The organism is Hyphomonas sp., assembly GCF_041398385.1.
Taxonomy (GTDB): domain Bacteria; phylum Pseudomonadota; class Alphaproteobacteria; order Caulobacterales; family Hyphomonadaceae; genus Hyphomonas.
The window spans coordinates 243,961-269,833 of the sequence record NZ_JAWKUW010000002.1 but is presented as its reverse complement, the minus strand read 5'-3'; the positions used below and the strand labels follow the sequence as shown (position 1 = coordinate 269,833).

Below are 25,873 nucleotides of genomic sequence, written 5' to 3'. Positions count from 1 at the left end.
AACGCATATGTCCGAATCGAAAAAGAAGTCAGGTGGCCTGATCCTCTTCGGTGCGCCTCTGCTCGTGGCGATCGGTACGGCAATTTCATTCGGCGCGAATGTCATGTCGTTCCAGAATATGGTTTGCTCCATCGACATCGCCCAGCCGGGCATCTCCGATGCCTGCGGTGCGATGGGCTTCGGCGGCAAGCCATCGAAGACCGAGCGCCTCGCCTGGGCCAATCGCGAAACCGCCAGCTGCGAAGCCCTGCGCCGGCATATCGACCTGTTCCCGGAGGGCGCCTTCCGGGACGATGCGGCGGACATGCTCGCCGCGATGCGCACGGAAGCGACGGAAGTCTGGGAACCGACGGAAAAGCGCCTCGTCCTGTTCCTCGCCGGAGACGGCAAATCCTATCCCGGCGAAGCCGACGCGCGCGCAGCAGCAATGAGCCAGGCGGAAGCGAAGGCCGCGCAGATGTGCAAAAGCTTTGCGGCGACCGCCTCCTATCGGTTCACCGCCGCCAGCGCAGCCGCAACGGACTGGCCCTGCGAAGCGACCGGGTCCGGCTATGCCTGCTCTTTCGATGGCGAGGCCGTATGCGACCTCAGTGTTCGGCATGTTCAGGAGACGGAAGTCTGCGGCCCGGCTTAAAGGCGATCAGGGCGCCGAATAGCTCGCATTGAACCACGCCGTGAATTCTGCCTGTTCTGCCGCCGTCATGTGCAGGTAGAGTTTCGAGCGTCGCTTCAGGATGTCTTCGGGCGTGCGGGCGAATTCATGCTCGACCAGATAGCTGACCTCCGCCTCGGTCAGCCCGCCGCCAAAGTCGCGGCCAAGATCGGCAAGCGTCTTCTTCCCCTTCAGCAGTACTTTCAGCCGTGTGCCATAGGCACGGGCAAGCCGCCCGACGAGTGGTGCCGGAAGTTCGGAATAGACAAGGCCGAGTGTGCCGACGAAGGATTCGAAATCGGCAAGCAGGATGTCGCCGCCCGGCAGCTTCGCGTCCCGCGTCCACGGCTCCGCCATTTTCGGGAAGTCCGGCGCCATTTCCTCCAGCACATGTTCGGCGAGTTCGCGATAGGTCGTGATCTTGCCGCCGAACACCGAGAGAATCGGCGCGCCGCCATCCGCATCGCGCTTCAGCACATAATCGCGCGTGACCTTCGAGGCCGACGCCGCATGGTCATCATACAGCGGACGCACCCCGGAATAGGTCGCCACCACATCCGACGGGGAAAGCGGCTTCTGGTAATATTCGCTCGCCCCGGCGCAGAGATACTCGATCTCATCCTGGCTGATCTCCACCTTGTCCTTGTCGGCGGTATACGGAATATCCGTCGTACCGATCAGGGTGAACTCGCCCCGCTCGTAGGGGATGGCGAACATGATGCGCCCGTCGCCGTTCTGGAAGAAGTAAGCGTGCCGGCCCTCATGCCATTTCGGCACGATGATGTGGCTGCCTTTGACAAGGCGAAGGTGGCGTTCCTTTTCCCCCGCCCCCGCCAGCCCCAGAACCTCATCCACCCAGCCGCCGGCGGAATTGACCACGGCACGGAACTGGCGCGTCTCTGTCTTCCCGCCGGACGTAAATTCCGCCTCCCAGTGCGCCGGGTGCCGGGTGAGCTTTGTACACGCGGTGCGCGTCAGCACCTCCGCACCGCGCTCTTTCGCATCGACCGCATTCAGCACGACAAGACGCGAATCCTCCACCCAGCAATCGGAATATTCGAAGGCGAGGCGGAATTCCTCCTTGAGCGGATCGAGCCGGTTGGTCGTCTTGCGCTTCAGGGTCCGGGTCGGGGGCAGCATCTCCCGCCCGCCGAGATGATCGTAAAGGAAGAGGCCCAGCCTGATCAGCCAGGCAGGCCTCAGATCCTTGTCATGGGGCAGCACGAACCGCATCGGCCAGATGATGTGCGGCGCCGCGCGCAGCAGGATTTCCCGCTCGATCAGCGCCTTTCGAACCAGCGCGAAATCGTACATCTCCAGATAGCGCAGGCCGCCATGGATCAGCTTCGTGCTGGCCGAAGACGTGTGCTGGGCCAGGTCGTCCTTCTCGACGAGCACGACATCCAGCCCGCGCCCGGCCGCGTCGCGCGCGATGCCGACGCCGTTGATCCCGCCCCCGATGACCAGAAGATCGTGCACGCGAGGGCGCCTCAGCCCTTCATCAGGCCGGCGGCCTTCAGCAGTTTGCCCGCCCGCAGCACGCGCTGTAGCTTGTCCTCCGACGACCGGTCGCCCTGGTTCGAATCCGGATGGAACCGACGCACATATTCGGCATAGCGGGCGCGGATCTCGACCGCCGTCGCGTCGCCTTCGAGGTCGAGTTCCCTCAGCGCCCGCATCTGCAGGGTCGAACGCTTGCCGGAGGTGGCGCTGCCGCCGGTCGCCTCGGCAATATCGTCCATGTCGAAGAAGCGCCGGCCGGCCCAGCGGCGCGGGTCGAACTGGTCGGTCGCCTTGCGCCCGCCCATCGGCCCGGTGCCGAACCGCCAGGTGCGCTTGTGGCCGAACTGTTCGTTGCGCACGAAGGAGGCCGCCTCGGCTTCCGACATGCCTTCAAAGAAATTGAAGCTGCGATTGTATTCAGCCGCGTGCTGGAAGCAGAAATAGAATTTGCCCTTGCCCTTGCGTTTCGGCGCCGGATGCGTGCCTTCGAGGTCGCAGCTGGCATGGTCGCAGACCCTTGTGGTGCGCGCACGTGCCCGCGACGCCTCGTCGGGCGGCGGGTTCACCCTTATATCGGTGAACTTGACGCGATAGGTGAAGGGTTCGCCGTCGGACATGACGCGGTATAATAGGGAGCGCTTGTTAAAGATGCCACAACCGACTGACAGGCTGTCGCGAATTCATGAAAAGTTGACAGAGGCCTTCGACCCGGTCGAGCTTTCCGTGACCGACGACAGCGCCAAACATGCAGGCCATGCGGGCGCCCAGCCCGGGGGCGAAACGCATTATTCCGTGAAAATCGTCTCGACGGCCTTCGAAGGCCTCTCAAGGGTCCAGATCCAGCGCAGCGTGATGATGGTTCTGCAACCGGAATTCGACACCGGGCTGCACGCGCTCGCCATCAAGGCCGCCGCACCGTGAACCGCAAATCAGGCTGATTCGATCTCTGAGATATTGAGACCCGTCACCTGGTTGCGCTGGCGCCGCAGCACGTTGAAGCGGTAGCCGTGGAACACGAAACTCTGCCCGGATTCCGGAATCGTCTGCGCCTCGTGAATGACGAGGCCCGCCACGGTGACGGCCTCCTCGTCCGGCAGGTTCCAATTCATCGCGCGGTTCACATCGCGGATCGGCACCCAACCATCGACATTGACCGAGCCGTCCGGCTGCGGGCGCACGCCCTGCACGGCGACATCGTGTTCGTCATGAATGTGGCCGACAATCTCTTCCAGGATGTCTTCCAGCGTGATCAGGCCCTGCAGTTCGCCATATTCGTCGACGACCAGGGCAAAGTGCGTGCGGGTCTGGAGGAAGGCGTCCAGCTGGTCCTGCACCGGCGTCGTTTCCGGCACGAACCAGGGCTTGCGCATGATCGCGTCGAGGTCGAGCTTCGACAGGTCGCCCCCCAGAGGAATGATCGCCCTCAGCAGATCCTTGGCATGCAGGATGCCGACGATCTCTTCCTTTTCGCCGCGATACAGCGGAATGCGCGTATGGGGACTGGCCAGCGCCTTCATCACCAGCTGGCGCGGATCGAGTTCCACGTTCAGCATCTTGATGTTCTTGCGGTGGATCATCACGTCTTCGACGGTGAGTTCCTTGAGGTCGAGCGCGCCGACGAGGCGTAGCCGGTCTGCCGCCTCGACGCTGCCTTCGAAGGCGTGAAGGTCGATGGCGCCCCGGATTTCCTGATCCGCAGACACCGCTTCTGCCGGCGCACCAAGGCCCAGCAGTTTCAGCGTACCGCTGACCACCATCTGGATTGCCTTCACGATCCAGGACGCCGCCCAGACCAGCGCCGAAATCGGCCGCGCCACACGCATGGCCGTCGAATCCGGCCGTCCGATCGCATAGGTCTTCGGCATCACTTCGGCGAAAACCAGCACCAGCAGCGTCATGACCCCCGTCGCCATGGCAAGGGCAAGCCCGCCCGGTCCGAACAGCTGGGTAAACAGCGAGGTTGCCAGCACCGAGGCGAGAATGTTGACCACGTTGTTGCCGAGCAGGATCGAGCCGATCAGCCCCTCGCGATTCGAAATCAGGCGATTCACGGCGGCGGCACGTTTGTCGCCATCCTTTTCCAGCTGGTGCATCCGGGCCCGCGACGCGGCCGTCAGCGCCGTCTCGGACCCCGAGAAGAATCCCGACATGGCCAGCAGAACCATGATGGCAATGGCATATCCGGCAATCATTTCAGCCCCATAAGTTCCTATGCTTCCAGCAGTTCGGCCCGCAGGAAGGCTCTGACAGAGTCAAGGTCCGCATCCGGATGGATGTAGGACTTGCCGATCCCGCGCGCGAGGATGAGCGGCACCTTGCCGCCGCTCGCCTTCTTGTCCTGCTGCATCAGCTCCACGAGGCGCACTGCCGTGTACGGCCCGCCCTGCCGGCCCGGAATGGCAGCCTGCAGGCCCGCGCTTTCCAGCGCTGTGCGGACACGTTCAGCATCGCTGGCCGGCGTGATGCCCTGTTCGGCGCCATAGCGGAAGGCAAGCGCCATGCCGATGGCGACCGCCTCGCCGTGCAACAGGTCCGGCCGGAATTCGTTGGCCGCTTCCAGCGCATGGCCGAAGGTGTGGCCAAGGTTCAGCAGTGCGCGCACGCCGGTTTCTGTCTCGTCCTCTGCGACGATGGCCGCCTTGGCCCGGCAGCTGACCGCGACCGCATAGGTGATGGCGTCTGGTTTCAGCGCCATGACGCGGGCGCCGTTCTCTTCCAGCCACTCGAAAAAATCGGGATCGTTGATCAGGCCGTATTTGACGATTTCGGCATAGCCCGCCCGCAGCTCGCGCGGCGGCAGCGTCGCCAGCAGTTCCGTATCCGCAATGACAAGGCGCGGCTGGTAGAATGCGCCGATAAGGTTCTTGCCGTGCGGGCTGTTGACCGCCGTCTTTCCGCCGACGGAGGAATCAACCTGCGCCAAAAGGGTCGTCGGCACCTGCACGAAACCCATGCCGCGCTTCATCAGGCTGGCCGACAGGCCGGCAATATCACCGATCACGCCGCCGCCGAGGGCGACGAGAATATCGCTGCGCTCCGCCCCGCCCTCGAGCAGCCAGCCGAGAATGGCATCGAGATTGGCAAAGCTCTTGGTCTTCTCGCCGGGCGTCAGCGCCAGCCAGTTCGACGCAATCTCGGAGGCATTGAGCGCGGCCTCTACCTTTGCCCGGTGCGCGGCCGCAACATGGTCATCCGTCAGCACAAAGACGCGCGGCCGCTTCAGCATCGCCGCCAGGCGGGGTCCAAGCTGCGACAGGGCCCCGTGCCCGACCAGGATATCATAGCTGCGGGGGCCGAGTTCGACCCGCACGGTTTCCAGCGACGGCGCGGTCACGCTCATGTCGGTCCCCATGTCTTCAGCGCCTTCAGGATGGCGTTCACCGTATTCGTATGCGGACCGTCCTTGGACCGCACGACGAGATCCGCCTGAGAATAGATTGGCTCACGCTCTGCCAGCAGATTGGTCAGCACGCTCTTGGCGTCTTCCCGCTGCAGCAGGGGGCGCGTGTCGCGCTTCTGCACGCGGCGCCACAGCGTCTCGAGGTCGGCATTCAGCCAGACCGTGACCGCCCGCTCGCGCATCATGGCGCGGGTATCGGCATTCAGATACGCCCCGCCCCCGGTCGCCAGCACATGCGGCGGCAGGGTCAGCAGGCGCTTCAGCACCTGATGCTCGCCCCGCCGGAAGTCCGCCTCGCCGTGCAGGGCAAAAATGTCCGACACCGACAGGCCAGCCGCCTTTTCGATTTCCGAATCGCTGTCATAAAACGCGCGGCCCAGTTTTTCGGCGAGGCGCCGCCCCACCGTGGACTTGCCTGCCCCCATCAGGCCGACAAGCGCAATCGTCCGGGACTCATAGGGCAATGCCCCTGAGGTCTCTTCGGGTCGACTGTCACTGTCAGATGGCATTCTGGACTTTCATGGCCGGTTCGGTTCATCGTGTATAGAGACGGGGGTCCGTTCGCAATGCGTGAACGTTGGCCCGCAGATGTTAGAATACAACCCAGGGAAGCCAAGACATGCGCAAATTCCTCATCCTGCTCGCAATCGTAGCCGTTCTTGCGGTTGCGGGCCTGTGGTGGCTGGGAACCCAGGCAGAAAAAGGCAAGCCTGCGCCGGGCGAAATCAGGATCGAGGTGGAAGATGTGGTCTAGGCAGGGGCTTTGCGCAGCGCTGCTGGCGGCCTGCCTCGCCGGGCCGGCTGGCGCACAGATCGAGGACAGCGCCCTCGGACAGGTCGACCCCTGGGGCCTCGGCTTCCTGGAGCAGAGCGACACCCCCTTCCAGACCGCCATGTGGCGCGGCGCGCGCACGGAAGACCTGTTGCCAATGCTGCGGGAGGTCCGCACCAAGGGCCTCACGCCCGCCGAGCGCGCCTTGCTGCGCCGCATGGTTCTCTCCCCGGCCCTGGCCCCGGCGGGCGAGGAAAAAGATGAAATGCTGGCCGAACGGGCCCGCATTGCGTTCGAGCTTGGCGAAGCCTCGGCCGCCGCCGCCCTGATGGGCCGGCTGGAAACCCCTCCCCCCGGTCTCGACCCTGCCGAAACCGCCGCGGACCTCAACCTTGCCATGGGCAATCAGGCGACCGCCTGTGCCGGCGTCGGCCAGGACGGGCATGACAGCGCCTATTGGGCAAAGCTGCGCGCCGTCTGCGCCGCCCTGGCCGGCAACACGTCCGGGGCCGAACTCGCGATCGAAATGGCCCGGTCGCAGGGCGTCGAGGACAGCTGGCTGCTGAACGCCGTGTTCGCCGCCTCCGGCGAGATGCCGAATCCGCCGACAGCCAAATTCGATTCCGGGATCGACCTCGCCATGTCCTTCCGGGCAAACCTTGCCGCTCCGGCCAAGGGCGGCGACCCCGGACGCCCGGATGTCGCCGCCGCGATGGCCCGGCAGAAGCTGACCCCGCCGGTCCTGCGCGTGAAGGCAGCCAACATCGCCGCCGCGGCCGGACTGCTGACGGCCGACGAACACCGCACCGCCTATAATTCCGCGCTCGCCGCCGACGGCTATGTGCAGGCAACCGCGCTCGACAAGGCCTATTTCACCTCAGCCGATGCGTTCCGCGAAACGCCGGAAAAGGCCGCCGCGCTGGCCGCCGCCCTGAAAGATGCCTCTGGCGACGCAGCCCGCTTTGCCGCCATTTCCCGCCTGCTCGCCCCCGACCTTGCCCGCCTGCAGGTCGAGCCGGACACGGCGCCCTTTGCCCTGACCTTCGCACGCGCCTGCATCGCCGCCGGCAATGCCCGTGAAGCCAATCGCTGGACCAGCGCCATCAAGCTGGAAGAGTCGGGCCTGCCCGCCTTCGAAACCGCCTGGATCGACGCGCTTGTGGTTCTGGCCGGTTCAAATACCGGCAACCGGTCGGTTGCGGCGGTCACCGAACGCCTGATGGAGACAGCAAAGACCGCGAGCGAGAAGCGCGCCGCCGCGCGGGTCATGATGCTCTGGTCGGCCTTCTACACGACGGCGCCCTCCGATGGCCGCGCCTTTATCGCGAAGGAAAGCGAAGCACCGGGCAAGGCGCTCGCCCCCGGCAAGGTCATGTCGGTCCTCGCTGCCACACGTTCCGGCGCGACGGCCGAAACCATCCTCTCCACGCTGGAACTGACCGCGGGCGACCCGTCGAAATTCGATCCGGCAGACCTTGCCATCCTCGTCGAGGCATTGCGGCGTGTCGGGGCGGAGGATCTCGCCCGGACGCTGGCCCTTGAGGCGACCGGCTACTGGAAGACCCAGAAATAAATTCCCCTGCCGCTTGATCTCTGCTGCCGGGAGGCCGATGCTCCCTGAAAATATTACAGGGGAGGAAAATCCATGAAACATCTCGCACTGGCGAGCGCTTCACTGTTTGTGCTGGCAGCCTGCGGCACGGACACCAGCACCGACGCAGCAAAAGAGACCCTCGCGGCTGCGGAACCGGCCGTCACAATGGACGCGCCTGCCGACCCTTCGGCCCGTGTCGCGCTGTTTGGCGACCTGCACGTCCACACCGGGCAGTCCTTCGACGCCTTCATCGCGAACGTCCGCGCGACGCCGGACGATGCCTACCGCTTCGCCAAGGGCGAAAAGCTCCACATCGAAGCGGGCTATGACATCCAGCTTGAAAGCGGCCCGCTCGATTTCCTCGCCGTCACCGACCATGGCGAATACATGGGCATCCTGCCCGTGATGGCGACGCCGGGCTCAGCCCTGTCCCAGACCGACTTTGCGAAATCCGTATTCGGCCCGGACGCCGTCAATCCGGGACAATCCTTCCAGAATGTCGGCATCACCATCGTTACCGGCGAAGAGGTCGAGGAAATCTACGATCGCGATGTGATCGATTCCGCCTGGGGCCGGGCCATCGACGCGGCCAACCGGCACTACGAACCGGGCAAGTTCACGACTTTTGCCGGCTATGAATTCACCGCAATGACCCAGGTGGTCGAGGCGAAGACCCCGGCGGCGGCGAACCTCCACCGTAATGTCATCTTCCGCGGCGAGGCGCCGGACCGGCTTTTCTCGACGCTCGACTCGACCAATCCCGAAGACCTCTGGGACTGGATGGATGGCCAGCGCGCGGATGGCCGCGACGTCATGTCCATTCCGCACAATTCCAACGCGTCCAATGGCGAAATGTTCGCCATGGAGACCTATGAAGGCGGCGCGCTGACAGCGGACTATGCCACCACCCGGATGCGCAACGAGCCGGTCATGGAGATCACCCAGATCAAGGGCACCTCGGAAACTCACCCTTCCCTGTCCCCGAACGATGAATGGGCCGGCTTCGAACTCTACGAGTCCTTTATCGGCAGTGCCGAGAAGTCTTCTCCGCATACGGGCGATTTCGCCCGAACCGCCCTCGGCCGCGGTCTCGCCCTGCAAGGCGTGGGTGGCTTCAACCCGTACAAGTTCGGCTTCATCGGATCGTCCGACACGCATATCGCCGCCGGGCCGTTCATCGAGGAGAAATTCTGGGGCAAGTTCCCGGCCGATGGGGCGAGCCCCGAAGCGCGCCACTCGGTTCCGCCGGACGGCGCAAAGACCTGGGACGTCGCGGAGGTTGAAGTCAACGGACCCATCCCGGTCGGGCCGAACGACATGCGCCGCCTGCTGGCCGCCAGCCAGTACAGCGCCTCCGGCCTTGCCGGTGTGTGGGCGGATGAAAACACCCGCGAAGCCATCTTCGACGCGATCCGCCGCAAGGAAACCTTCGGCACCTCCGGCCCCCGCATCAAGGCCCGCATGTTCGCAGGCTTCGGCTTCGATGCGTCGCTCCTGTCGGACCCGGACCTTGTTGCGAAAGCCTATGCCGCGGGCGTGCCGCAGGGCGGTGAGCTGTCCGGCGGCGACGGCACCGCGCCCGGCATCCTCGCCTGGGCGATGCGGGACTCCTACTCCTATCCGCTCCAGCGCCTGCAGGTCGTGAAGGTGTGGACCGACGCCGCAAACGAAGCGCACGAAACGGTCTATGATGCGGCCTGCTCCGGCGGTGCCCTGCCCGACCCCGAAACCCATCGGTGCCCGGACAATGGCGCAAGCGTCAACCTCGCCGACTGCTCCACGAATGACGGCACCGGCGTCGGCGAACTGAAGGCGCTCTGGCACGATCCCGCCTTCGACCCATCGCAGCGCGCCGCCTATTATGTCCGCGTTCTGGAAAACCCGTCCTGCCGCTGGTCCAGCTGGGACGCGGCCCGCAACGGCACACCGCCCAATCCGGACATGCCCTCCACCATCCAGGAGCGCGCCTGGACCAGCCCTGTCTGGTACAATCCGGAATAAGCGCAACGGCGGGGCGACGAATCAGCGGGCATGGTCTAAGCGGGAGCGTTCACACCCTACGGACGCAAGACCATGCCTGACGTCGCCATCCCCGAAGACATCGCCCATGTCATCCAGATCGCCATTGCGCCGGTCTTCCTGCTGGCCGGCATCGGCGCCTTCCTGAATGTGATGGCCAACCGCCTTGCCCGCGTCGTCGACCGCTGGCGCGCGCTGGAGGCAGACCTCGCAACCTGCGACGCGGACGCGCGCAAGATTCGTGTCGAAGAACTCAGCGGGCTCGACCGGCGCATGGCCAACATCAACCGGGCGATTGCCCTCTCGACGCTCGCCGCCCTGCTCGTCTGTGTGGTGATCATCCTCCTGTTCACCGGCCAGCTGCTGCACATGCCGGTGACCCAGGCCGTCTCGATCCTGTTCATCGCCGCGATGAGCGTGCTCGTCGCAGGCCTGATCTATTTCCTCCTGGAAATCCGGATCGCGAGCCGCACGCTGAGGGTCGCCCGCGTCCTGCTGAAGCGCGACGCCTAGGCCGTCACCCAGGCTTTCCAGCTTTCAAGGAATTCGGCTTCCGTCAGGCCGAGCCGGCCGAGAAGCTCCGCCTCGCTTGTCGCGGGCAACAGGGCGGTCAGTGCGTCCCGCCCGAAACGGTCATCGATAAAGGCCACCATCGAGCCGCTGACGCCATAGCGGTACTTTCCGCCCCAGGCCGCTTCCAGTTCGGCAGGCGCCTGCCCTGCAGCAATCGCCGCCGCCGCATCGCTTGCATGGTCGCCGTCCAGCTGGCCGGAGACATAGGTCGCCAGCCCTTCGACGAACCAGCCCATATCGTCCATGCCGGTAAAGTCCCGGGTCGGATTGTTCTGCCCGTGATAGGAATGGGTCAGCTCATGGGCGATCAGTTCGCGGACTGCCTCTGCATCGCGGCCATCATGCTCGCAGGCCTCGCCGGCCCACGCCGCAGGGGAGAGAACGGCAAACCAGTCCGCGACGCCCACACCCACCATCCAGCATTGGGTCGGCGTCATGCCCCACTCTGCCGGCATCACCGCATCGAAGGCGGCACGATCCGCGGCGATGGTCACGCGCACCGGCTCGGCAAACGGACGGCCGAAGAAGGCTTCGATCTGCGCCTTCGCGGCGGCAACATCTGCGTCCGCTTCGACAAAGCCGGGATCGGCCTGCAATCCCGTGACGTCGAAAGGAACACCTGCGGGGGCCGGCGGCGCCGTCGTGCAGGCGGCCAGCAGGCAGGCGAACGGAAACAGGATCGGGCGCGGGAACATGAACTCTCCTCCGGGCAGGGCACACGCGGCCTTCCGGTGAGGATGCAGCAGAAACCGTGTTTGGATGCAGGCCTGGAAGATTTTTTGAGGCCCTACATGCCCCGCAATTCCGGCAGGTGGAACGGATAGTCCGACACCGCCTCCGCCGCCGCCCGCGCCTCGGGATCGTTGGAGTAGAGCCCGCGCTGGCTGTCCGGCAGGCCCATGGCGATCATCGACATGATCTTGCTGCCATAGGCATCGAGCGCATGGCGCCGCTCGATCCCGGTTTCGGCAATCTGCGGCGCAGCGACCGGCGGATGGAAGATGACTTTGACGGGCTGTTTCTTGCCGCCCAGCAGGTTTTCCGCCCCGGCAATGCTGACCGGCACCACCTGCGCGCCGCTATGCAGCGCAAGAAAGGCAAGGCCCGGCCGCGCGGGCCGCAGCAGGGTCGCCCAGCTGCCGCCTTCCGGGAAAATGCCAAGAACGCCCCCCTGCTCCAGCACGCCGAGGGAATGCTTCAGCGTCGAGCGGCTGAACCCGCCCCGATAGGCGCGGATGAAGCCCCACATTTTCGGGATCATCTGGGCCCAGGGCGGCGAGTTCGGCCGTTCCGCCCCGCCGATGAACTCCACCATGCGCGGACTGGTATAAAGGATCAGCGGCGGATCGACGAAATTGAAGTGGTTGGCCGCAAGGATCACCGGGCCCGTTTTCGGCACATTCTCGATCCCCTGCACGTCGAGATGGCCGAAATGGTGGATCAGCCGTCCGGTCATCCATCGAAGGACGGCACGCACCGGCCGGCGGCGCGGATAGCGGATCAGATATGGCCCTACCATTCGGTAAGGATTAAGCGAAAACGCCCGGTCCCAAAAGCGCGTAAACTGTCTTTCCCTCGACTTGTGATTGTGCGCCGCAGCAATCCCTCCCCGTCTTCACGCGCTTTCAACTTCCCTGCGGCAGAGTCCGGCCATGTCAGACCGCGCCCGCATCGAAGCCTTCCTTGAAATGATGTCCGCCGAGCGCGGTGCAGCGGCCAATACGCTCGACGCCTATGGCCGCGACCTGCTCGACGCCTCCGAATTCTGCGGCGGCAACCTTTCCGATGCGACGGGGCGCGAGCTGGCCGGATGGCTGGCGGACCTGTCCGCCCGTGGCCTAGCGCCGTCGTCTCAGGCCCGCAAGCTGTCGGCCGTGCGCCGCTTTTTCAGGTTCCTGTTCGAGGAAGGCGACCGCAAGGACGACCCGACCGCCAAGCTGGACGGCCCGAAACCCGGCCGCGACGTGCCTGATGTGCTCTCGCGCGAGGAAATGAAGCGCCTGATCGAGACCTGCGGCGAAGACCTGCGCCTGAAGTGCCTCGTCGAACTTCTCTACGGCGCAGGCCTGCGCGCGACGGAGCTTGTGTCGCTGACGCTCGGCAGCCTGCCACGGCGCAAGGGCAGCCGCTGGGTGACGCGCGACATCATCATCCGCGGCAAGGGCGGCAAGGAACGGCTCTGCCCGCTCGGCAAGCCGGCACTCACGGCCCTGTCCGACTGGCTCGCCGTGCGTGAGGCCACCCTTCCGGAGGGCAGCCTTGCCCGTGGCCGCTCGGAAGCCTTTGTTTTCCCGTCGCGCGGCAAGGCGGGCCACCTGACCCGCCGGCGGCTGGCGCAATTGCTGGAAGAACTCGCCGCCACCGCCGGCATCCGGCCGGACCGCGTACACCCGCACGCCCTGCGCCATGCCTATGCGACGCACCTCCTGATGGGCGGCGCGGACCTGCGCAGCGTGCAGACCCTGCTCGGCCATGCCGACATCGCCACGACCCAGATCTACACCCACGTCCTGACCGACGAACTGGCGGAACTTCTCGAAACCGCACATCCATTGGCGCAGCGCGTACGTATCTGATCCTGAAGGATCGGAGACGCCCATGAAACATTCCCTCATCTGCGTCGCACTACTGTCAGCCGCCAGCCTGCCCGCCTGCACCACGCTCGCTCCTCTGGACGCGCCCCGCGTCACCACGGCAGATCTTGAACGGATTGCGGGCGATGACTGGGCCGGAACGCTCACCTATCGCGACTACAGCCCGCCTTTCGGGGATGTGACTTTGTCAGTTGAGGCAAAGCTGGCGCCGGTTCCCGGCGGCCTGTCCCTCAGCCTGCACTATCCGAAAGAACCCTCAGCCGACGGCAGCAGCGAAATCCTCATCACCGATGAGGGCCGCACCCTTGACGGCGCGACGGTCACTGCCCGGACGGAAACCGCGGACCTGCTAGTCATCGTGACGGAAGAGGCCTGCCAGGACGATGACCGCCCGGCCACCTGCAAGCATGTCTACACGTTCTCCCCTGACTGGATGAACTGGACCAAGCTCGTCACCTTCGACGAGGGCGGCGAAACCATCCGGCGCAACGCCTACACCTTCTCGCGCTGATCTGTGATTTCGCGATTGCGCAAAAACCCGGCCGGCGCGATATAAAACGCTGCGAACACAGAAGGCTTCACCCATGAACCGTGTCCTCAAAGCGCTCGTTCCGACGGTCCTGCTGACCGAGATTGCCGGCCTCACCTTCTTCACGGCCACCTGGTCGATCCTCGCGGAACTGCACTTCCCGAATTCCGTCATCCTTGGCGGCGAGGCCGTGACGGCGCTGGGTGTTGCGGCCATTGCGGTTGCGATCTACCGCCGCGCCTACCAGGCTGAGGGCCGCATCGCCGCGAACGAGACCAGCGAAGGCTGAGCCGGTCCTGCGCCAAAACGGCGTTTGACGCGCTGCAGCATTGGTCCTAACCCTTCCTGCAAAGAATTGCAGGGACGGATACATGTCGCAGAAAACGCCGCGAAATTTCTTCAAGCCGCTCGCCATCGGCGCGCCGGAGCCGATGCGGGACCTGCCCGTCAAGCTCGAGCGGATGATCCATTTCGTGCCGCCGCACCTGGACAAGGTGCGCGCCAAGGTACCGGACATGGCCCCCGGCGTGGACGTGATCCTCGCAAACCTTGAAGACGCCATCCCCGCCGACGCGAAAGACGCCGCCCGTGCCGGTGCCGTGGAAATGGCAAAGATGTATGACTGGCAGGGCAAGGGCACCGGCTTCTGGAGCCGCGTGAACTGCCTGAACTCCCCCTGGTTCCAGGAAGACGTCTCACAATTGGTGCTGAATGCCGGCCACCAGCTGGACGTGATCATGCTGCCCAAGGTCGAAGGCCCGTGGGACATCCACTTCGCCGACCAGTATGTCGCCCAGCTTGAGGCCAAGGCCGGCCTCACCCGCCCGATCCTGTTCCACGCCATTCTCGAAACCGCCGAAGGCATGGCGCGCGTGGAAGACATCGCCCTCGCCTCCCCGCGCATGCAGGGCATCTCGCTCGGCCCGGCGGACCTCGCCGCGAACCGCAAGATGAAGACCACCCGCGTCGGCGGCGGCCACCCCTTCTATCGCGTCATCGACGACCCGACCGAAGACGGCAGCCCCCGCGCCAGCGCCCAGCAGGACCCGTGGCACTACACCATCGCCCGTATGGTCGACGCCTGCCGCATGGCCGGGATCAACGCCTTCTACGGCCCGTTCGGCGACATTGCCGACCTCGACGCCTGCGAACAGCAGTTCCGCAACGCCTTCCTGCTCGGCTGCGCCGGTACGTGGAGCCTGCACCCGAACCAGATCGCCATCGCCAAGCGCGTGTTCAGCCCGGACCCGAATGAGGTGAAATTCGCCCGCAAGATCCTCGCCGCCATGCCGGACGGCACGGGCGTCGCCATGATCGACGGCAAGATGCAGGACGATGCAACCTGGAAACAGGCCAAGGTCATCTCAGACCTCGCCGACCTCGTCGCCGCGAAGGATCCGGACCTCGCTGCCGCCTACGAGGCTTAATCAGGCCCTTTTCCTGCCTCCCCTGCGTGCTAGGCTCCCGACAGCCGCAAAAGGCAGAGGAGACCGGACCCATGCGCGCAGCGCTCCTTACCCTTGCCTTGGCCGCCTGCCTTTCGGCCTGCGGCCTTGCGCCTGCACCTGAAGACGGAGGAACCGACATGGCAGCCGAGTTCGACAAACCCGCCGCCCCCGCCTCGTTCGAGGATGCCGAAAAGGCAAAGACCGACGCCATGCGCAGCGGGCAGAACACTTACGCCGACACCTGCGGCCCCCTGCGGGCTCGGCTGGACGCAACGCCCCTGCCCGCCAGTATGCAGGCGCGCGTCGATGAAAGCGATGTCGCCAAGCTGGGCGGCCCGAAACATCCCGCCATCGTGTCGGCCGGAACCGTATCTATGCCGGCCCAGCTTTCCGCCCGCAACAAGAGCGCCGTCTGCGACCTCGTCTTCGACATCGACGAGACCGGCACACCGCAAACACCTGAAGCCCGCTGTTCCGATCCCGACTTCGAGCCCCACGCCCTCGCCACGCTCGCCAGCATTCGGTTCCAGCCCTACACGCTCAACGGCAAGGCGCTGCCCGTCTCCGGCATTCTCATGCCGATGGAGTTCTGCGTCAGCGACTGAGCGCGGAACGCCGCGCCCACTCACCTTGCGGAAAGATTGCCGCCCTTCCCTCGCCCGCCTAGGATGGCCGCAGGAGGAAGCGACATGGCACGACAGCACCTGATCCCGATGACCGGCTATACCCCGCACCTGCAGCGCTGGTTCGACTGGATGGAGAGCGATCATTCGCCGGAAGGCCTTGCCGGGCAGCTGGCCGAGACGGTCGTCTTCCGCAGCCCCGTGGTGCACACGCCGCAGGAAGGCAAGATGATCACGCTCGCCTACCTCACGGCAGCGGGCCAGACCCTCGGCGGCGACACCTTCCGCTACACGCGCGCCTTCGACTGCGGCGACAAGGCCGTGCTCGAATTCGAATGCGAGATGGACGGCGTCCACGTCAACGGCGTCGACATGATCGAATGGAACGACGATGGTCAGATCACGGACTTCAAGGTCATGGTACGCCCGCTGAAAGCGATCCAGCAGGTCCACGCCGCCATGGGCGCCATGCTCGCGAAAATGAAGACTGGCGCTTGAAGTCCCCGGCCACGCTGATTTTCGGCCTCCTGGCCGTGACCGGCTGGATCGTGGCCGCGGGCATCTATTTTCTGTACCAGTCACACCTCGCCGATGACCGGCTGACCGGACCCGGCAGCATCGTCCAGTGCGGGCATCCAAATGGCGATGTTGCTCTCATCACCTATCCCGACGACTGGGATCAGCAATTCGCCGCCGATCCGGCAATAATGGAAATTGACTGGTCAACAGGACTCGAGCGCGACGGAGAAATCCATCTTCCTGATGGGCGCATCATGATCGATGCGGTTCCGCTTGCACCGCCCCGGCCCGCCTATCCGGCATGGGCTATGGCAACAGCGACGGAAGGCATCTGTGAGATCAAGTTCACTGTTCTGAGCAGCGGAACCGCGGGCAATATCCGCGCTGCGTGCAGCAATCCGATCTTTATCCAGCCTGCCCGCAATGCCGTCGCAGCCTCCCGGTTCAAGCCGCGAACACTGGATGGCACGCCCTATGACCGGCACAATGTTGTCTATCCGATGCAGTTCTGCCTGTCCTCATGACCCCGCCCACATTGACAACGGAACGCCTGGTCCTGCGCCCGGCACAGGAAAGCGACTTTGCGCCGCTTGCCGAGATGTGGGGCGATAACGAGGTCGTCCGCTTTATCGGCGGCCAGACGCGCGGCCCGCAGGATGTCTGGTTCACCCTCGCGCGCGGCCGCGGCATGTGGGACATCAAGGGCTTCGGTAACTGGACCGTGACAGACCGCGCCAGCGGCGAGGTGTTTGGCGAAGCCGGCTTTGCCGATTTCCGGCGCGGCATCACACCGGACCTCTCGCAATGGCCTGAGGCCGGCTGGGCCTTTTCGAAAGCGACCTGGGGCCGGGGCATCGCCAGCGAAACGGTCGGCGCAATCCATGCCTGGCTCGACGAGGCCCGGCCGGGAATGTCCGTATGCATCGTGGATGAAGGCAATCTCGCCTCTCGGCGCGTTGCGGAGAAATGCGGCTACCGGTTCTGGCGTCCGTCAGAGCTGCGCGGCGCAGCCATCAACGTCTTCCAGCGCGTTCCGGCCTAGCTTGCGCGGCGCTCGCCGACGCTGCTGGCGTCCCATTTGCGCAGGAAGTCCATGAATGCGTCGAAGGGCAGGCCCGGCGAATACAGGAAGCCCTGCGCCATGCTGCAGCCGCGGCGCCACAGGAACTCTGCCTGCCGCTCGGTTTCGACACCCTCGGCGACCGTCTTCAGGCCAAGCGTCTCGGCCATGGCAAGGATCATCTCGACAATGGCCGGGGCCTGACGATCGGATTCAAGCGCCGACACGAACTGGCGGTCGATCTTGAACACATCGAAGGGCAGCTGGGTCAGCATGGACAGGTTCGAATGGCCCGTCCCGAAATCGTCAATCGCGAGCTTTGTGCCAAGCGCGCGCAGCGGCCGCATCACGCGCGCGACCTTCGCCGGATCGGCGACCGCCATGCTCTCGGTGATTTCCAGCTCCAGCATGTCCGGCGGCAGGCCGGTGCGCTTCAGCACATCCAGCACCAGCTCGGTCACATCGACGCTGATGAACTGGCGCGGCGAGACGTTGACGGCGACGGACACGTCATAGCCTTCGCGCATCCAGCGGACAGCGGAGTAGCAGGCAGATTCGAGGATCTGCTCGCCGATCTGGTTGACGAGACCGGTTTCCTCCGCCAGCGGAATAAAGGCGGCCGGAGAGATCACCTTGCCATTGGCGCGCTGCCAGCGGGCGAGCGCCTCGGCGCCCACGATGCGGCCGGTGGCAAAGTCGATCTTCGGCTGGAACACCGCCTTGAACTCGCGATTGGTGACAGCTTCGCGCAGTTCCGCTTCCAGCATGTACTTGCCGCGCGCGACGCGTGTGAGGCGCGGCGAGAAATAGCGGAAGCCGGACGCCGACTCCGTCCGCACCTGGCGCAGCGCCAGTTCGGCATGGCGAAACAGTTTCTGAACGGAATCTGCATCTTCCGGTGCGTTCACGATCCCGCCCGACATGCCCAGCACGACGACCTGGCCGTTGATCTCGAACGGATGGGAGAAAGCAATCCGGATCGCCCGCGCGATCGAGGACACGTTCTCGCGCGAAATCGCCGACGGCAGGAAGATCGCGAACTGGTCGGAATGCAATGCCGCCACAACCGAACCTTCGACACTGGCCGAGACCGGCGCCTCGAGCCGCGCCAGCGCTTGGGTCAGCCGCGCCCCCGCCGCGCGCAGCAGCGTATCAGTCGCATGCGTGCCGAGGCGCTCGGCCGCACGCGAGAACTGGTCGAGATCCAGCAGGAAGAACGCGGCCGGCGCCTCATAGGTTGCGGCCGGCAGGCGCGCTTCGATTTCCCGCTCCAGCGAAATCCGGTTGGGCAGGCCCGTGCGCGTGTCGACAAAGGCGATCCGGCGCAGCGACTCATTCTCCCGGCGCAGGCGGCGCACGGTGCGCGTCACGGCGATGCGCAGATGGCGCAGTTCGGACAGCGAAACCATTTCCATGCCCTTGGGCGACACGCTGTCGGCATCTTCGAGATAGGCAAGGAACCGCTTCAGGATGCGCTGGAATGTCTGCGTCATCGCGAAGGTGGCGATGCCGGCGAGCACCACCGTCACGCCGCAGAAGGCCGCCATGACCAGTCCCGGCAGCCACAGTTCGCCCCATGACGCCATGCCCGTCAGGACGCGGTAAGTCTGCGCCAGAAGGATGAATCCGCCCGTCAGGACTGCAGAGAGCAAGCCCCCGAACACGCCTGCAAAAGCAGGCAGCGACATCGTGCCGAGCGTGCGGCGAATGATGTTCGGCTTGCGCAATGCTTCCTCGCTCGACTAACGCCTCAGGCGAAATCCCGTCGGAAACATCGGGCAATATGTTTAGAAATCAGTGAACAAAGTGCGCTAGCTGTAGCAGGCTTTACACACTATATGGGCCCCCATGAGCCAGAACCGCACCGCCACAGTCACCCGCAAGACGAAGGAAACGGACATCACCGTCACCGTCGGTCTCGACGGCACCGGCAAATCCGACATCGCCACCGGCATCGGCTTCTTCGACCACATGCTGGAGAGCTTCTCCAAGCATTCGGCCATCGACCTCACGGTGAGCTGCAAGGGCGACCTGCATATCGACATGCACCACAGTGTCGAGGATACGGGCATCGTCATCGGCCAGGCCATCCTCAAGGCGCTTGGCGACTTTGCCGGCATCACCCGCTTCGGCCATGCCTATGTGCCCATGGACGAGACGCTGAGCCGCGCCGCCGTGGACCTCTGCAAACGCCCGTATCTGGTGTGGCATGTACAGTTTACGCGCGACAAGATCGGCGAGATGGACACCGAGCTCTTCAAGGAGTTCTTCCATGCCCTGGCCGGCAATGGCGGCATGTGCCTGCACATCGAGAACCTGTACGGCGAGAACTGCCACCACATTGCCGAGTCGTGCTTCAAGGCCACCGCCCGCGCCCTGCGCGCCGCCATCGCGGTGGACCCGAAACTCGGCGGAAAGCCCGCCTCGACAAAGGGCTCGCTTTAGGCCAAGAGCGCGGCCATGAAACGGGTCGCGCTGATCGATTATGGCTCCGGAAACCTGCACTCGGCGGGCCGCGCCCTGCGCGCGGCGGCCGACCATGCCGGCACCGGCCATGACATCCTGATCACCGCAGACCCGGCCGACATTGCCGCCGCAGACCGTATCGTGCTGCCCGGCGTCGGCCATTTTGCCGACTGCGCGGCGGGCCTTCGCGCCGTTCCGGGCGTCGTGGACGCGCTGAATTCGGCCGTGATCGACGCAAAAACCCCGTTTTTCGGCATCTGTGTCGGCCTCCAGCTGCTGGCGACCGCGGGCCTCGAAGACGGCCGCACGCCGGGCCTCGACTGGATCGGCGGCGAGGTGGACCTGATCCGGCCCGGCCCCGGCTATCGCATCCCCCATATGGGCTGGAACGGCCTCACCCTGCCCCGCCCCCACCCGGTCTTCGCGGGGCTGGGCGACGACCCGCACGTCTACTTCACCCATTCCTACGCCCTGACGCCCAACGACCCGGCCGACATCGCCGCCACGGCGGACTATGGCCGCCCGCTCGTCGCCGCTGTCGCGCGCGGCAATATCTTCGGCACCCAGTTCCACCCGGAGAAAAGCCAGGGCGTGGGCCTCACCATCCTCGCGAACTTCCTGAAGTGGCTGCCGTGACGCCTCCATCCTCCCCCGCTTGCGGGGGAGGTGGCCGCGAAGCGGACGGAGGGGGGCTTCGAGCAAAAGGCCCCCTTCGACCTTTGGCGCCGAGCGCCAAAGCCCACTTCCCCCGCAAGCGGGGGAAGACTAAGAGGCCCGCATGACCAGTTTCACCCTCTACCCCGCCATCGACCTGAAAGACGGCCAGTGCGTCCGCCTCCTGCGTGGCGAGATGGACCAGGCGACCGTCTTCAATGACAGCCCCGCCGCCCAGGCCGCCGCCTTCCGCGCCGCGGGTTTCACCCATCTTCACGTGGTAGACCTGAACGGCGCCTTCGAGGGCCGGGCCGTCAACCGCGAGGCCGTGGAAGCCATCCTCAAGGCCACCGATGCGCCGGTCCAGCTTGGCGGCGGCATCCGCACGCGCGCCCAGATCGATGCCTGGCTGGAGGCCGGCGTCTCCCGCGTCATCCTCGGCACCGTGGCCCTGCGCGATCCGGAACTGGTGAAAGCCGCCGCCCGCGCCCTGCCCGGCCGCATCGTCGTCGGCATCGACGCGAAGAACGGCATGGTGGCGGTCGAAGGCTGGGCCGAGACCAGCGACATGAAGGCGACCGAGCTGGCCAGGGCCTTCGAAGGCTGCGGCGTCGCCGGCATCGTCGCCACCGACATCGGCCGCGATGGCCTGAAGACCGGCGTCAACGTTCCGTTCACGGCAGAGCTGGCCAACACCGTCCGTATCCCGATCATCGCCTCCGGCGGCGTCGCCAGCGTGGACGACATAAGCGCCCTCAGGGCCTCGGGCGCCCCCATCGCCGGCTGCATCCTCGGCCGCGCACTTTATGATGGGGATATTGTGGCGAGCGAGGCGATTGAGGTGGCGGGGTAGGACGGGCACACACGTACCCGCCCTCGTCTCATCACGGACAATCGGGCAAACTGAGAAGATTATTCGGTGGGAATCCGTCGCCCTCAGTTGTAAGATATTTGCGACCCGATGTGGGATGCACTTTCACCACAATCCACACAGAGCGACCATTTACCGAGGTGTAAAATCGCCCTTTGCCAGTCTCGATCCACTGGATTGCGTCATCGATGAGTAGCAGCCACCGTATTTGGTATCGATTCCCCAAATACTGCATTTCCCATAATCGAGTCCAGCCGCCCCTGCAATCTTTTCCCGATTTGTTCTTGTGACCAGCCACGTCCCTCGCGTCATCCCCGACGGCGAAGCCGTCTGGGGATCCATCTCTGGACGGAACGGCCGGGTGCGTCATCTACTGGCGCGAACCGGGTTCGCGGCGGGACGTGACGCAACTTGCGGAGTCTTTCAGCGATGGGTGCCCAGATGGCCTGTGGCCATCGGGCATGACGCATCGCTGAGAATGTGTCGCTAGCCGGTAATCTCGAACCAGAGGTCTTTCCAGTGCGGGTTTTTCGCTTCGATCAGGTTGATCTTGTTTTGCCGCCGGTAAGACTTCAATGACTTCTCGCGCGCAATCGCCGCCTCGATCCAGTCGTGCACCTCATACCAGACGAGTGTCTTGCAGCCATATTTCTTCGTGAAACCGCCGAACACTTCCTCTTTGTGCTGCCACACACGCTGCACGAGATGTGACGTCACCCCGGTATAGATCGCGCCATTCTTCCGGTTCGCCATGAAATAGACGGCAATGATCCGGTCTTCGTTTGCCATGCCCCGATGCCCCTCCACCCGGTCAACATATGCGTGTGCGCCCGGCGTTCTCCCACGCGTCATCGTCGAGGTTGCACGGAGTACGCCTCGAAGCAAAGCGCGTGCGCATGGATTCTTTCGGAGATGGGTGCCCAGGTGGCCTGCGGCCGTCGCGCATGACGGCGGTGTGTGTGGCGGGGCGGCCAAGGTAACGGGGATAGCGAGCGCAAAGTCCCCCTCCTCTCCTACATTCCCGCTCACCGGAGCCTTCCCGGAGCCTCTGCGTAGGATTCTCCGGAGTGCCGGGGGCCGCGTCTCTCCCACACCTGGTGTTGGATAAGGTGTGGCATTGCTTTGCGTGGCGGGGCCGTTAAACCCGTGCGGCATGAGCCTCAAGACCCGCATCATTCCCTGCCTCGACGTGAAAGACGGGCGCACCGTGAAGGGCGTCAATTTCGTCGGCCTGAAAGACGCGGGCGATCCCGTCGCGCTGGCCAGGGCCTATGACGCCCAGGGCGCGGACGAGCTGTGCTTCCTCGACATCACCGCCAGCCATGAGGGCCGCGGCACCCTGCTGGACATCGTCTCGGCCACGGCCGAGCAGTGCTTCATGCCGCTCACCGTGGGCGGGGGCGTGCGCAGCGCGGAAGACCTTGTGGCCCTGCTGCGCGCCGGGGCCGACAAGGTGGCGATCAATTCCGCCGCCGTGGCAGACCCGTCCGTCATCTCCCGCTGCGCCGCCAAGGCAGGCCGCCAGGCCGTCGTCGTCGCCATCGATGCGAGGCGCGTGGACGACCATTGGGAGATCTTCACCCATGGCGGCCGCAAGGCCACCGGCATCGATGCCGTCGCCTTCGCGAAAGAGGCCGAAAAGCGCGGCGCGGGCGAGATATTGCTCACCTCGATGGACAAGGACGGCACCAAATCCGGCTATGACATCCCCCTCCTCAAAGCCGTGACTTCTGTAGTGAACATTCCGGTTGTGGCCAGCGGCGGGGCCGGCAGCGTGGCCGACATGCCGGCCGCTGTGATCGAAGGCGGGGCCACCGCCGTGCTCGCCGCCTCGATCTTCCATTTCGGCGAGGCGACCGTGGCCGACGCCCGCAAGGCGCTGGCCGAAGCCGGCGCGCCGGTGCGGCCGCTCTGAACCCCTCTCCCGCCTGCGGGAGAGGAGGGGCCCGCGCCCAAAGGGCGTGGGAGGTGAGGGTCTAATCCGCAAACACCGGCTTGCGCTTCTGCATCTCGGCCATCACCGCTTCCATCTGGTTCGGCGTGCGGATCACCTTCAACTGCTCGTCGCTTTCCATCTGCAACAGGGCCGCATCGGGCACGTCGTGCATCGCATTGCACAGGCGCTTGGACCCGCGCATCGCCTGCGGGTGCTTGTTGGCGATCACGGCGGCGAGTTTCAGCGCGTCCTCATGCGGCGTGTCGGAAATATGCGTCGCAAAGCCGAGGCGCTGGGCCTCGTGGCCGCTGAACTCCCGGTTGGTATAGGTCAGCTCCCGGATCACGTCCTCCCGCACATTGCCCCGCCACAGCGGGAAACCCGCCATGTCGGGCACAAGACCCCATTTCATCTCCATGATCGCACAGCGCGTATCGGGATGGATAAACCGCACATCCGCCCCCGACATGATCTGGAACCCGCCGCCAAACGCCACCCCATGAACCGCAGCAATCACTGGCACTTCCAGCCGGCGCCAGCCCCAGGCGACGTATTGCGCGAGGTTCGCCTCCCCGTGAGTACGCGTGCCCAGATCCCCGGTCACGCCGCCCTTTTTTCCCCCCTCTTCCTTCGCCGCATTGGCTGCCATGGCCGTCAGGTCCAGCCCCGCACAGAAGGCCCGGCCCTCGCCCGACAAAACCACACAGCGCAGGCCCGCTTTGCCGTGCAATTCCTCGATTGTGTCGGCGATGGCCTTGAACTGCGCCGTATCGAGGGCGTTCATCTTGTCGGCGCGTGTCATGCGCACGTCTGCGATGCCGTCTTCGAGATAGGTGATGCTGACGCGGTCGTTCATGGCCCTGCCCTTTTGTCTGGTCTCTTGCCGGAAAAGTGTGCCGGGCGCGGGGGTGCGTCAAGCGGGCGGGCTTCCTCCCCCCGCGTCACGGCGCTAAGGAAGGGCATGTCGATCCTTGGCCCTGCTGACCGTCTTGCCGCCGCCCTTGCCTATCTGGGGCAGACCATTGATGCCCGCGCCGAAATCGGGGATGCGTCTTCCTCGTGGACGGCAAAGCTGCTGGCCAAGGGCGTCGGCGCCTGCGCCGACAAGGCTGAAGAGGAAGCCGGCGAGTTCATCGCAGCCCTCCGAAGCGAGACGGACGACCGCGTCGCCAGCGAAGCTGCGGATATGCTTTACCATGCCCTGGTGGCACTGCGCGTGCGAGGCGTCAGCCTCGACGATGTGGCGGCAGCGCTTGAGAAGCGGCAGGGCACCAGCGGCATTGTCGAAAAGGCAAGCCGCAACGTTCCGGACTGATCCGGCCCTATTTCACATCCTTCGGTGCCTGCAGGCGGCGCTTGGTCTGGTGGGCATCGGCCTTGTCGCCGGTCGGCTTCTGGCCCTTCATGTAGTGGCGCTGCCAGCGCTCGCGCATGGCATTTTCCTCGCCGCCTTTCAGGCGCTCGTTGAAATCCGCCCGGCTGTCGCGCCAGGCCTCATATTCCTTCACCAACTCGGCATTGGAGCGCATGGGCTTCCGCTCGGGCACGATCTCTTCCAGCTTGCGGTGCTCCATCAAAGTGATGAAAGCAAACGGCTCGCCCTTCTCGAAGACGACGCTGCCGGGCCGGGTCATCTGCCAGTTCATGGTGAAGGGAAAGGGCAGCCAGTCCGTCTCGACGAGGCCCGTCAACGGATAGATGCCATCCTTCGGCCAGTTGGGCGGCCCGGTCACCCAGACGCCCCAGCCAGGCGGCGTGCGAAACAGATGGCCGGTATGGAAGGTCACGATGCCCCGCATGAAATGCGCATCGGCAAAGCTCGCGATTGCCCGCGGGTCGCCGCGGGTCAGAAGGCGGATATCCTCATTGCGCGGCCCGCCATTCCACTCGATCTTGATGTCCATCGGGCAGAGCAGTTCCCAGCCCGTGGCGTTCGCCATGGTCAGCGGCAGGCAGCGGTAGGGATGCCGGTCGACGAAGGCATCCATCCAGTCCCGATTGGAGCGGGCCGGCACCAGTTCGGGCGCGACATCGTAGATCTTGTAGCAATCGAGGTGCATGAACGGGCCTGAAATGCTTGACGGTGGCCCCAAGTCTTGGCCCAAAGGGCGTCATGACTGCAAGCCCCGACGACCTCTTCGCTTATCTTGACCAGCTCGGCATTGCCCACACGACACACTGGCATGACGCCGTGTTCACCGTGGGCGAAAGCACGGAGCTCAAAGCCTCCCTGCCCGGTGGGCACACCAAGAACCTGTTTCTGAAAGACAAGGACGGCGCAATCGTGCTGATCGCGGCGGAGGCGCACTCCGAGCTGAAGCTGAACCATCTCCACAAGCTGATCGGCACGAAGCGCATGTCCTTCGGCACGCCGGACCTGATGCAAGAGGTGCTGGGCGTCACGCCCGGTTCGGTCACGGCCTTTGCCCTGATGAACGACACGGGCCGCCGCGTCCGCTTCCTGGTCGATGCGGCCCTGATGGAGCATGACCCGGTGAATTTCCACCCGCTGACCAATACCGGCACCACCGCCATCTCCCGCGCCGATTTCGAAAAATTCATCGTCGCGACGGGGCACGGATTCGAAGTCGTCGACTTCACCCAGCTGCTCTCTGCTCCGGAATAAAAAAGGCCGCCCCGAAGGGCGGCCTTCCTGTCAG

At 64.9% G+C, this 25,873-nt stretch carries 32 protein-coding genes; 20 read left to right on the top strand and 12 right to left on the bottom strand.

Going from position 1 to position 25,873, the window contains the following annotated elements; genetic code table 11:
• Positions 1-7: 7 nt before the first annotated feature.
• On the top strand, positions 8-634 hold the full coding sequence (locus R3C13_RS06130) for a hypothetical protein (RefSeq protein ID WP_371309936.1): 627 nt from the start codon (positions 8-10) through the stop codon (positions 632-634).
• Positions 635-640: 6 nt separating this feature from the next.
• Here R3C13_RS06130 and R3C13_RS06125 read toward each other — a convergent pair whose 3' ends face one another.
• Together R3C13_RS06125 and R3C13_RS06120 are read right to left on the bottom strand one after the other, a co-directional pair.
• Positions 641-2,131 (bottom strand): glycerol-3-phosphate dehydrogenase, encoded by a 1,491-nt coding sequence (locus tag R3C13_RS06125; protein WP_371309935.1) that lies wholly within the window; start codon positions 2,129-2,131, stop codon positions 641-643.
• A gap of 11 nt (positions 2,132-2,142) precedes the next feature.
• Positions 2,143-2,772, bottom strand: coding sequence for a J domain-containing protein (locus tag R3C13_RS06120; protein ID WP_371309934.1), 630 nt, complete (start codon positions 2,770-2,772; stop codon positions 2,143-2,145).
• 31 nt (positions 2,773-2,803) lie between these two features.
• Between R3C13_RS06120 and R3C13_RS06115 the strand changes: the two genes are divergently transcribed.
• Positions 2,804-3,076, top strand: coding sequence for a BolA family protein (locus R3C13_RS06115; RefSeq protein WP_371309933.1), 273 nt, complete (start codon positions 2,804-2,806; stop codon positions 3,074-3,076).
• 8 nt (positions 3,077-3,084) lie between these two features.
• On the opposite strand, the gene R3C13_RS06110 is transcribed toward R3C13_RS06115, so the two are convergent.
• The 3 genes from R3C13_RS06110 to R3C13_RS06100 are packed head-to-tail and all read right to left on the bottom strand — an operon-like array spanning position 3,085 to position 6,064.
• A complete protein-coding gene (locus tag R3C13_RS06110) occupies positions 3,085-4,347 on the bottom strand; it encodes an HlyC/CorC family transporter (RefSeq protein ID WP_371309932.1) in 1,263 nt (420 codons plus the stop codon).
• 17 nt (positions 4,348-4,364) lie between these two features.
• Entirely contained in the window at positions 4,365-5,495 is a 1,131-nt protein-coding gene (aroB, locus tag R3C13_RS06105; RefSeq protein WP_371309931.1) for a 3-dehydroquinate synthase, read from the bottom strand.
• Positions 5,492-6,064, bottom strand: a complete 573-nt coding sequence (locus tag R3C13_RS06100; RefSeq protein WP_371309930.1) for a shikimate kinase — start codon at positions 6,062-6,064, stop codon at positions 5,492-5,494. The genes aroB and R3C13_RS06100 overlap by 4 nt, the downstream gene beginning before the upstream one ends.
• Positions 6,065-6,174: 110 nt before the next feature.
• Here R3C13_RS06100 and R3C13_RS06095 point away from each other — a divergent pair, with 110 nt between their 5' ends.
• The 4 genes from R3C13_RS06095 to R3C13_RS06080 all read left to right on the top strand — a co-directional run bounded on the left by R3C13_RS06095 (position 6,175) and on the right by R3C13_RS06080 (position 10,453).
• On the top strand, positions 6,175-6,309 hold the full coding sequence (locus tag R3C13_RS06095) for a hypothetical protein (protein WP_371309929.1): 135 nt from the start codon (positions 6,175-6,177) through the stop codon (positions 6,307-6,309).
• Positions 6,299-7,900, top strand: a complete 1,602-nt coding sequence (locus R3C13_RS06090) for a hypothetical protein (protein ID WP_371309928.1) — start codon at positions 6,299-6,301, stop codon at positions 7,898-7,900. The genes R3C13_RS06095 and R3C13_RS06090 overlap by 11 nt, the downstream gene beginning before the upstream one ends.
• Before the next feature lie 72 nt (positions 7,901-7,972).
• Positions 7,973-9,922: a DUF3604 domain-containing protein gene (locus R3C13_RS06085; protein WP_371309927.1), complete on the top strand. Its 1,950-nt coding sequence runs from the start codon at positions 7,973-7,975 to the stop codon at positions 9,920-9,922.
• A 72-nt stretch (positions 9,923-9,994) separates the two neighbouring features.
• Positions 9,995-10,453, top strand: coding sequence for a DUF2721 domain-containing protein (locus R3C13_RS06080; protein WP_371309926.1), 459 nt, complete (start codon positions 9,995-9,997; stop codon positions 10,451-10,453).
• On the opposite strand, the gene R3C13_RS06075 is transcribed toward R3C13_RS06080, so the two are convergent.
• On the bottom strand, positions 10,450-11,208 hold the full coding sequence (locus R3C13_RS06075) for a hypothetical protein (protein WP_371309925.1): 759 nt from the start codon (positions 11,206-11,208) through the stop codon (positions 10,450-10,452). The genes R3C13_RS06080 and R3C13_RS06075 overlap by 4 nt on opposite strands.
• 92 nt (positions 11,209-11,300) lie before the next feature.
• Entirely contained in the window at positions 11,301-12,032 is a 732-nt protein-coding gene (locus tag R3C13_RS06070) for a lysophospholipid acyltransferase family protein (protein WP_371309924.1), read from the bottom strand.
• Between the two features lie 133 nt (positions 12,033-12,165).
• Between R3C13_RS06070 and R3C13_RS06065 the strand changes: the two genes are divergently transcribed.
• The 8 genes from R3C13_RS06065 to R3C13_RS06030 all read left to right on the top strand — a co-directional run bounded on the left by R3C13_RS06065 (position 12,166) and on the right by R3C13_RS06030 (position 17,268).
• A complete protein-coding gene (locus R3C13_RS06065; RefSeq protein ID WP_371309923.1) occupies positions 12,166-13,089 on the top strand; it encodes a tyrosine recombinase in 924 nt (307 codons plus the stop codon).
• Positions 13,090-13,111: 22 nt separating this feature from the next.
• A complete protein-coding gene (locus R3C13_RS06060; protein WP_371309922.1) occupies positions 13,112-13,618 on the top strand; it encodes a hypothetical protein in 507 nt (168 codons plus the stop codon).
• A 73-nt stretch (positions 13,619-13,691) separates the two neighbouring features.
• Positions 13,692-13,925: a hypothetical protein gene (locus R3C13_RS06055; protein WP_371309921.1), complete on the top strand. Its 234-nt coding sequence runs from the start codon at positions 13,692-13,694 to the stop codon at positions 13,923-13,925.
• An 82-nt stretch (positions 13,926-14,007) separates the two neighbouring features.
• Positions 14,008-15,063, top strand: coding sequence for a CoA ester lyase (locus tag R3C13_RS06050; RefSeq protein ID WP_371309920.1), 1,056 nt, complete (start codon positions 14,008-14,010; stop codon positions 15,061-15,063).
• Positions 15,064-15,134: 71 nt separating this feature from the next.
• A complete protein-coding gene (locus tag R3C13_RS06045; RefSeq protein WP_371309919.1) occupies positions 15,135-15,689 on the top strand; it encodes an energy transducer TonB in 555 nt (184 codons plus the stop codon).
• Between the two features lie 84 nt (positions 15,690-15,773).
• Entirely contained in the window at positions 15,774-16,205 is a 432-nt protein-coding gene (locus R3C13_RS06040; protein ID WP_371309918.1) for a nuclear transport factor 2 family protein, read from the top strand.
• A gap of 35 nt (positions 16,206-16,240) precedes the next feature.
• Entirely contained in the window at positions 16,241-16,750 is a 510-nt protein-coding gene (locus R3C13_RS06035; RefSeq protein WP_371309917.1) for an energy transducer TonB, read from the top strand.
• Between the two features lie 11 nt (positions 16,751-16,761).
• Positions 16,762-17,268 (top strand): GNAT family N-acetyltransferase, encoded by a 507-nt coding sequence (locus R3C13_RS06030; RefSeq protein WP_371309916.1) that lies wholly within the window; start codon positions 16,762-16,764, stop codon positions 17,266-17,268.
• On the opposite strand, the gene R3C13_RS06025 is transcribed toward R3C13_RS06030, so the two are convergent.
• Complete coding sequence (locus R3C13_RS06025; protein ID WP_371309915.1) at positions 17,265-19,013, bottom strand: putative bifunctional diguanylate cyclase/phosphodiesterase; 1,749 nt, start codon at positions 19,011-19,013, stop codon at positions 17,265-17,267. The genes R3C13_RS06030 and R3C13_RS06025 overlap by 4 nt on opposite strands.
• 121 nt (positions 19,014-19,134) lie before the next feature.
• Here R3C13_RS06025 and hisB point away from each other — a divergent pair, with 121 nt between their 5' ends.
• The 3 genes from hisB (at position 19,135) to hisA (ending at position 21,259) form a co-directional block, all read left to right on the top strand.
• Positions 19,135-19,731 carry an imidazoleglycerol-phosphate dehydratase HisB gene (gene hisB / locus R3C13_RS06020; protein WP_371309914.1) on the top strand — a complete coding sequence of 199 codons (597 nt, stop codon included), beginning with the start codon at positions 19,135-19,137 and terminating at the stop codon, positions 19,729-19,731.
• 15 nt (positions 19,732-19,746) lie between these two features.
• The gene (gene hisH / locus R3C13_RS06015) at positions 19,747-20,388 is read left to right on the top strand and encodes an imidazole glycerol phosphate synthase subunit HisH (RefSeq protein WP_371309913.1); all 642 of its coding nucleotides are present in this window, start codon (positions 19,747-19,749) and stop codon (positions 20,386-20,388) included.
• 142 nt (positions 20,389-20,530) lie between these two features.
• Positions 20,531-21,259, top strand: coding sequence for a 1-(5-phosphoribosyl)-5-[(5-phosphoribosylamino)methylideneamino]imidazole-4-carboxamide isomerase (gene hisA, locus R3C13_RS06010; protein ID WP_371309912.1), 729 nt, complete (start codon positions 20,531-20,533; stop codon positions 21,257-21,259).
• Between the two features lie 31 nt (positions 21,260-21,290).
• On the opposite strand, the gene R3C13_RS06005 is transcribed toward hisA, so the two are convergent.
• Positions 21,291-21,512 carry a DUF3892 domain-containing protein gene (locus R3C13_RS06005; protein ID WP_371310118.1) on the bottom strand — a complete coding sequence of 74 codons (222 nt, stop codon included), beginning with the start codon at positions 21,510-21,512 and terminating at the stop codon, positions 21,291-21,293.
• Between the two features lie 251 nt (positions 21,513-21,763).
• Positions 21,764-22,066, bottom strand: coding sequence for a GIY-YIG nuclease family protein (locus R3C13_RS06000; RefSeq protein WP_371309911.1), 303 nt, complete (start codon positions 22,064-22,066; stop codon positions 21,764-21,766).
• A gap of 364 nt (positions 22,067-22,430) precedes the next feature.
• Here R3C13_RS06000 and hisF point away from each other — a divergent pair, with 364 nt between their 5' ends.
• Positions 22,431-23,192 (top strand): imidazole glycerol phosphate synthase subunit HisF, encoded by a 762-nt coding sequence (gene hisF, locus R3C13_RS05995; RefSeq protein WP_371309910.1) that lies wholly within the window; start codon positions 22,431-22,433, stop codon positions 23,190-23,192.
• Positions 23,193-23,253: 61 nt separating this feature from the next.
• On the opposite strand, the gene R3C13_RS05990 is transcribed toward hisF, so the two are convergent.
• Positions 23,254-24,069 carry a crotonase/enoyl-CoA hydratase family protein gene (locus tag R3C13_RS05990; RefSeq protein ID WP_371309909.1) on the bottom strand — a complete coding sequence of 272 codons (816 nt, stop codon included), beginning with the start codon at positions 24,067-24,069 and terminating at the stop codon, positions 23,254-23,256.
• A gap of 105 nt (positions 24,070-24,174) precedes the next feature.
• Here R3C13_RS05990 and hisE point away from each other — a divergent pair, with 105 nt between their 5' ends.
• Complete coding sequence (gene hisE / locus R3C13_RS05985; protein ID WP_371309908.1) at positions 24,175-24,528, top strand: phosphoribosyl-ATP diphosphatase; 354 nt, start codon at positions 24,175-24,177, stop codon at positions 24,526-24,528.
• Positions 24,529-24,535: 7 nt separating this feature from the next.
• Here hisE and R3C13_RS05980 read toward each other — a convergent pair whose 3' ends face one another.
• Entirely contained in the window at positions 24,536-25,273 is a 738-nt protein-coding gene (locus R3C13_RS05980) for a DUF6065 family protein (RefSeq protein ID WP_371309907.1), read from the bottom strand.
• Between the two features lie 53 nt (positions 25,274-25,326).
• On the opposite strand from R3C13_RS05980, the gene R3C13_RS05975 reads away from it, so the two are divergent.
• Positions 25,327-25,839, top strand: coding sequence for a prolyl-tRNA synthetase associated domain-containing protein (locus R3C13_RS05975; RefSeq protein WP_371309906.1), 513 nt, complete (start codon positions 25,327-25,329; stop codon positions 25,837-25,839).
• The last annotated feature ends 34 nt before the right edge of the window (positions 25,840-25,873 follow it).

Coding starts and splice junctions, on each gene's coding strand:
- R3C13_RS06100 (WP_371309930.1), bottom strand. CDS start 6,064: ATGCCATCTGACAGTGACAGTCGACCCGAAGAGACCTCAGGGGCATTG.
- R3C13_RS06080 (WP_371309926.1), top strand. CDS start 9,995: ATGCCTGACGTCGCCATCCCCGAAGACATCGCCCATGTCATCCAGATC.
- R3C13_RS06115 (WP_371309933.1), top strand. CDS start 2,804: ATGCCACAACCGACTGACAGGCTGTCGCGAATTCATGAAAAGTTGACA.
- R3C13_RS05980 (WP_371309907.1), bottom strand. CDS start 25,273: ATGCACCTCGATTGCTACAAGATCTACGATGTCGCGCCCGAACTGGTG.
- R3C13_RS06070 (WP_371309924.1), bottom strand. CDS start 12,032: ATGGTAGGGCCATATCTGATCCGCTATCCGCGCCGCCGGCCGGTGCGT.
- R3C13_RS06000 (WP_371309911.1), bottom strand. CDS start 22,066: ATGGCAAACGAAGACCGGATCATTGCCGTCTATTTCATGGCGAACCGG.
- R3C13_RS06085 (WP_371309927.1), top strand. CDS start 7,973: ATGAAACATCTCGCACTGGCGAGCGCTTCACTGTTTGTGCTGGCAGCC.
- R3C13_RS06065 (WP_371309923.1), top strand. CDS start 12,166: ATGTCAGACCGCGCCCGCATCGAAGCCTTCCTTGAAATGATGTCCGCC.
- hisA (WP_371309912.1), top strand. CDS start 20,531: ATGACCAGTTTCACCCTCTACCCCGCCATCGACCTGAAAGACGGCCAG.
- R3C13_RS06110 (WP_371309932.1), bottom strand. CDS start 4,347: ATGATTGCCGGATATGCCATTGCCATCATGGTTCTGCTGGCCATGTCG.
- R3C13_RS06060 (WP_371309922.1), top strand. CDS start 13,112: ATGAAACATTCCCTCATCTGCGTCGCACTACTGTCAGCCGCCAGCCTG.
- R3C13_RS06050 (WP_371309920.1), top strand. CDS start 14,008: ATGTCGCAGAAAACGCCGCGAAATTTCTTCAAGCCGCTCGCCATCGGC.
- aroB (WP_371309931.1), bottom strand. CDS start 5,495: ATGAGCGTGACCGCGCCGTCGCTGGAAACCGTGCGGGTCGAACTCGGC.
- R3C13_RS06055 (WP_371309921.1), top strand. CDS start 13,692: ATGAACCGTGTCCTCAAAGCGCTCGTTCCGACGGTCCTGCTGACCGAG.
- R3C13_RS06090 (WP_371309928.1), top strand. CDS start 6,299: ATGTGGTCTAGGCAGGGGCTTTGCGCAGCGCTGCTGGCGGCCTGCCTC.
- R3C13_RS06040 (WP_371309918.1), top strand. CDS start 15,774: ATGGCACGACAGCACCTGATCCCGATGACCGGCTATACCCCGCACCTG.
- hisB (WP_371309914.1), top strand. CDS start 19,135: ATGAGCCAGAACCGCACCGCCACAGTCACCCGCAAGACGAAGGAAACG.
- R3C13_RS06005 (WP_371310118.1), bottom strand. CDS start 21,512: ATGCAGTATTTGGGGAATCGATACCAAATACGGTGGCTGCTACTCATC.
- hisF (WP_371309910.1), top strand. CDS start 22,431: ATGAGCCTCAAGACCCGCATCATTCCCTGCCTCGACGTGAAAGACGGG.
- R3C13_RS06045 (WP_371309919.1), top strand. CDS start 15,135: ATGCGCGCAGCGCTCCTTACCCTTGCCTTGGCCGCCTGCCTTTCGGCC.
- R3C13_RS06095 (WP_371309929.1), top strand. CDS start 6,175: ATGCGCAAATTCCTCATCCTGCTCGCAATCGTAGCCGTTCTTGCGGTT.
- hisE (WP_371309908.1), top strand. CDS start 24,175: ATGTCGATCCTTGGCCCTGCTGACCGTCTTGCCGCCGCCCTTGCCTAT.
- R3C13_RS05975 (WP_371309906.1), top strand. CDS start 25,327: ATGACTGCAAGCCCCGACGACCTCTTCGCTTATCTTGACCAGCTCGGC.
- R3C13_RS06130 (WP_371309936.1), top strand. CDS start 8: ATGTCCGAATCGAAAAAGAAGTCAGGTGGCCTGATCCTCTTCGGTGCG.
- R3C13_RS05990 (WP_371309909.1), bottom strand. CDS start 24,069: ATGAACGACCGCGTCAGCATCACCTATCTCGAAGACGGCATCGCAGAC.
- hisH (WP_371309913.1), top strand. CDS start 19,747: ATGAAACGGGTCGCGCTGATCGATTATGGCTCCGGAAACCTGCACTCG.
- R3C13_RS06075 (WP_371309925.1), bottom strand. CDS start 11,208: ATGTTCCCGCGCCCGATCCTGTTTCCGTTCGCCTGCCTGCTGGCCGCC.
- R3C13_RS06120 (WP_371309934.1), bottom strand. CDS start 2,772: ATGTCCGACGGCGAACCCTTCACCTATCGCGTCAAGTTCACCGATATA.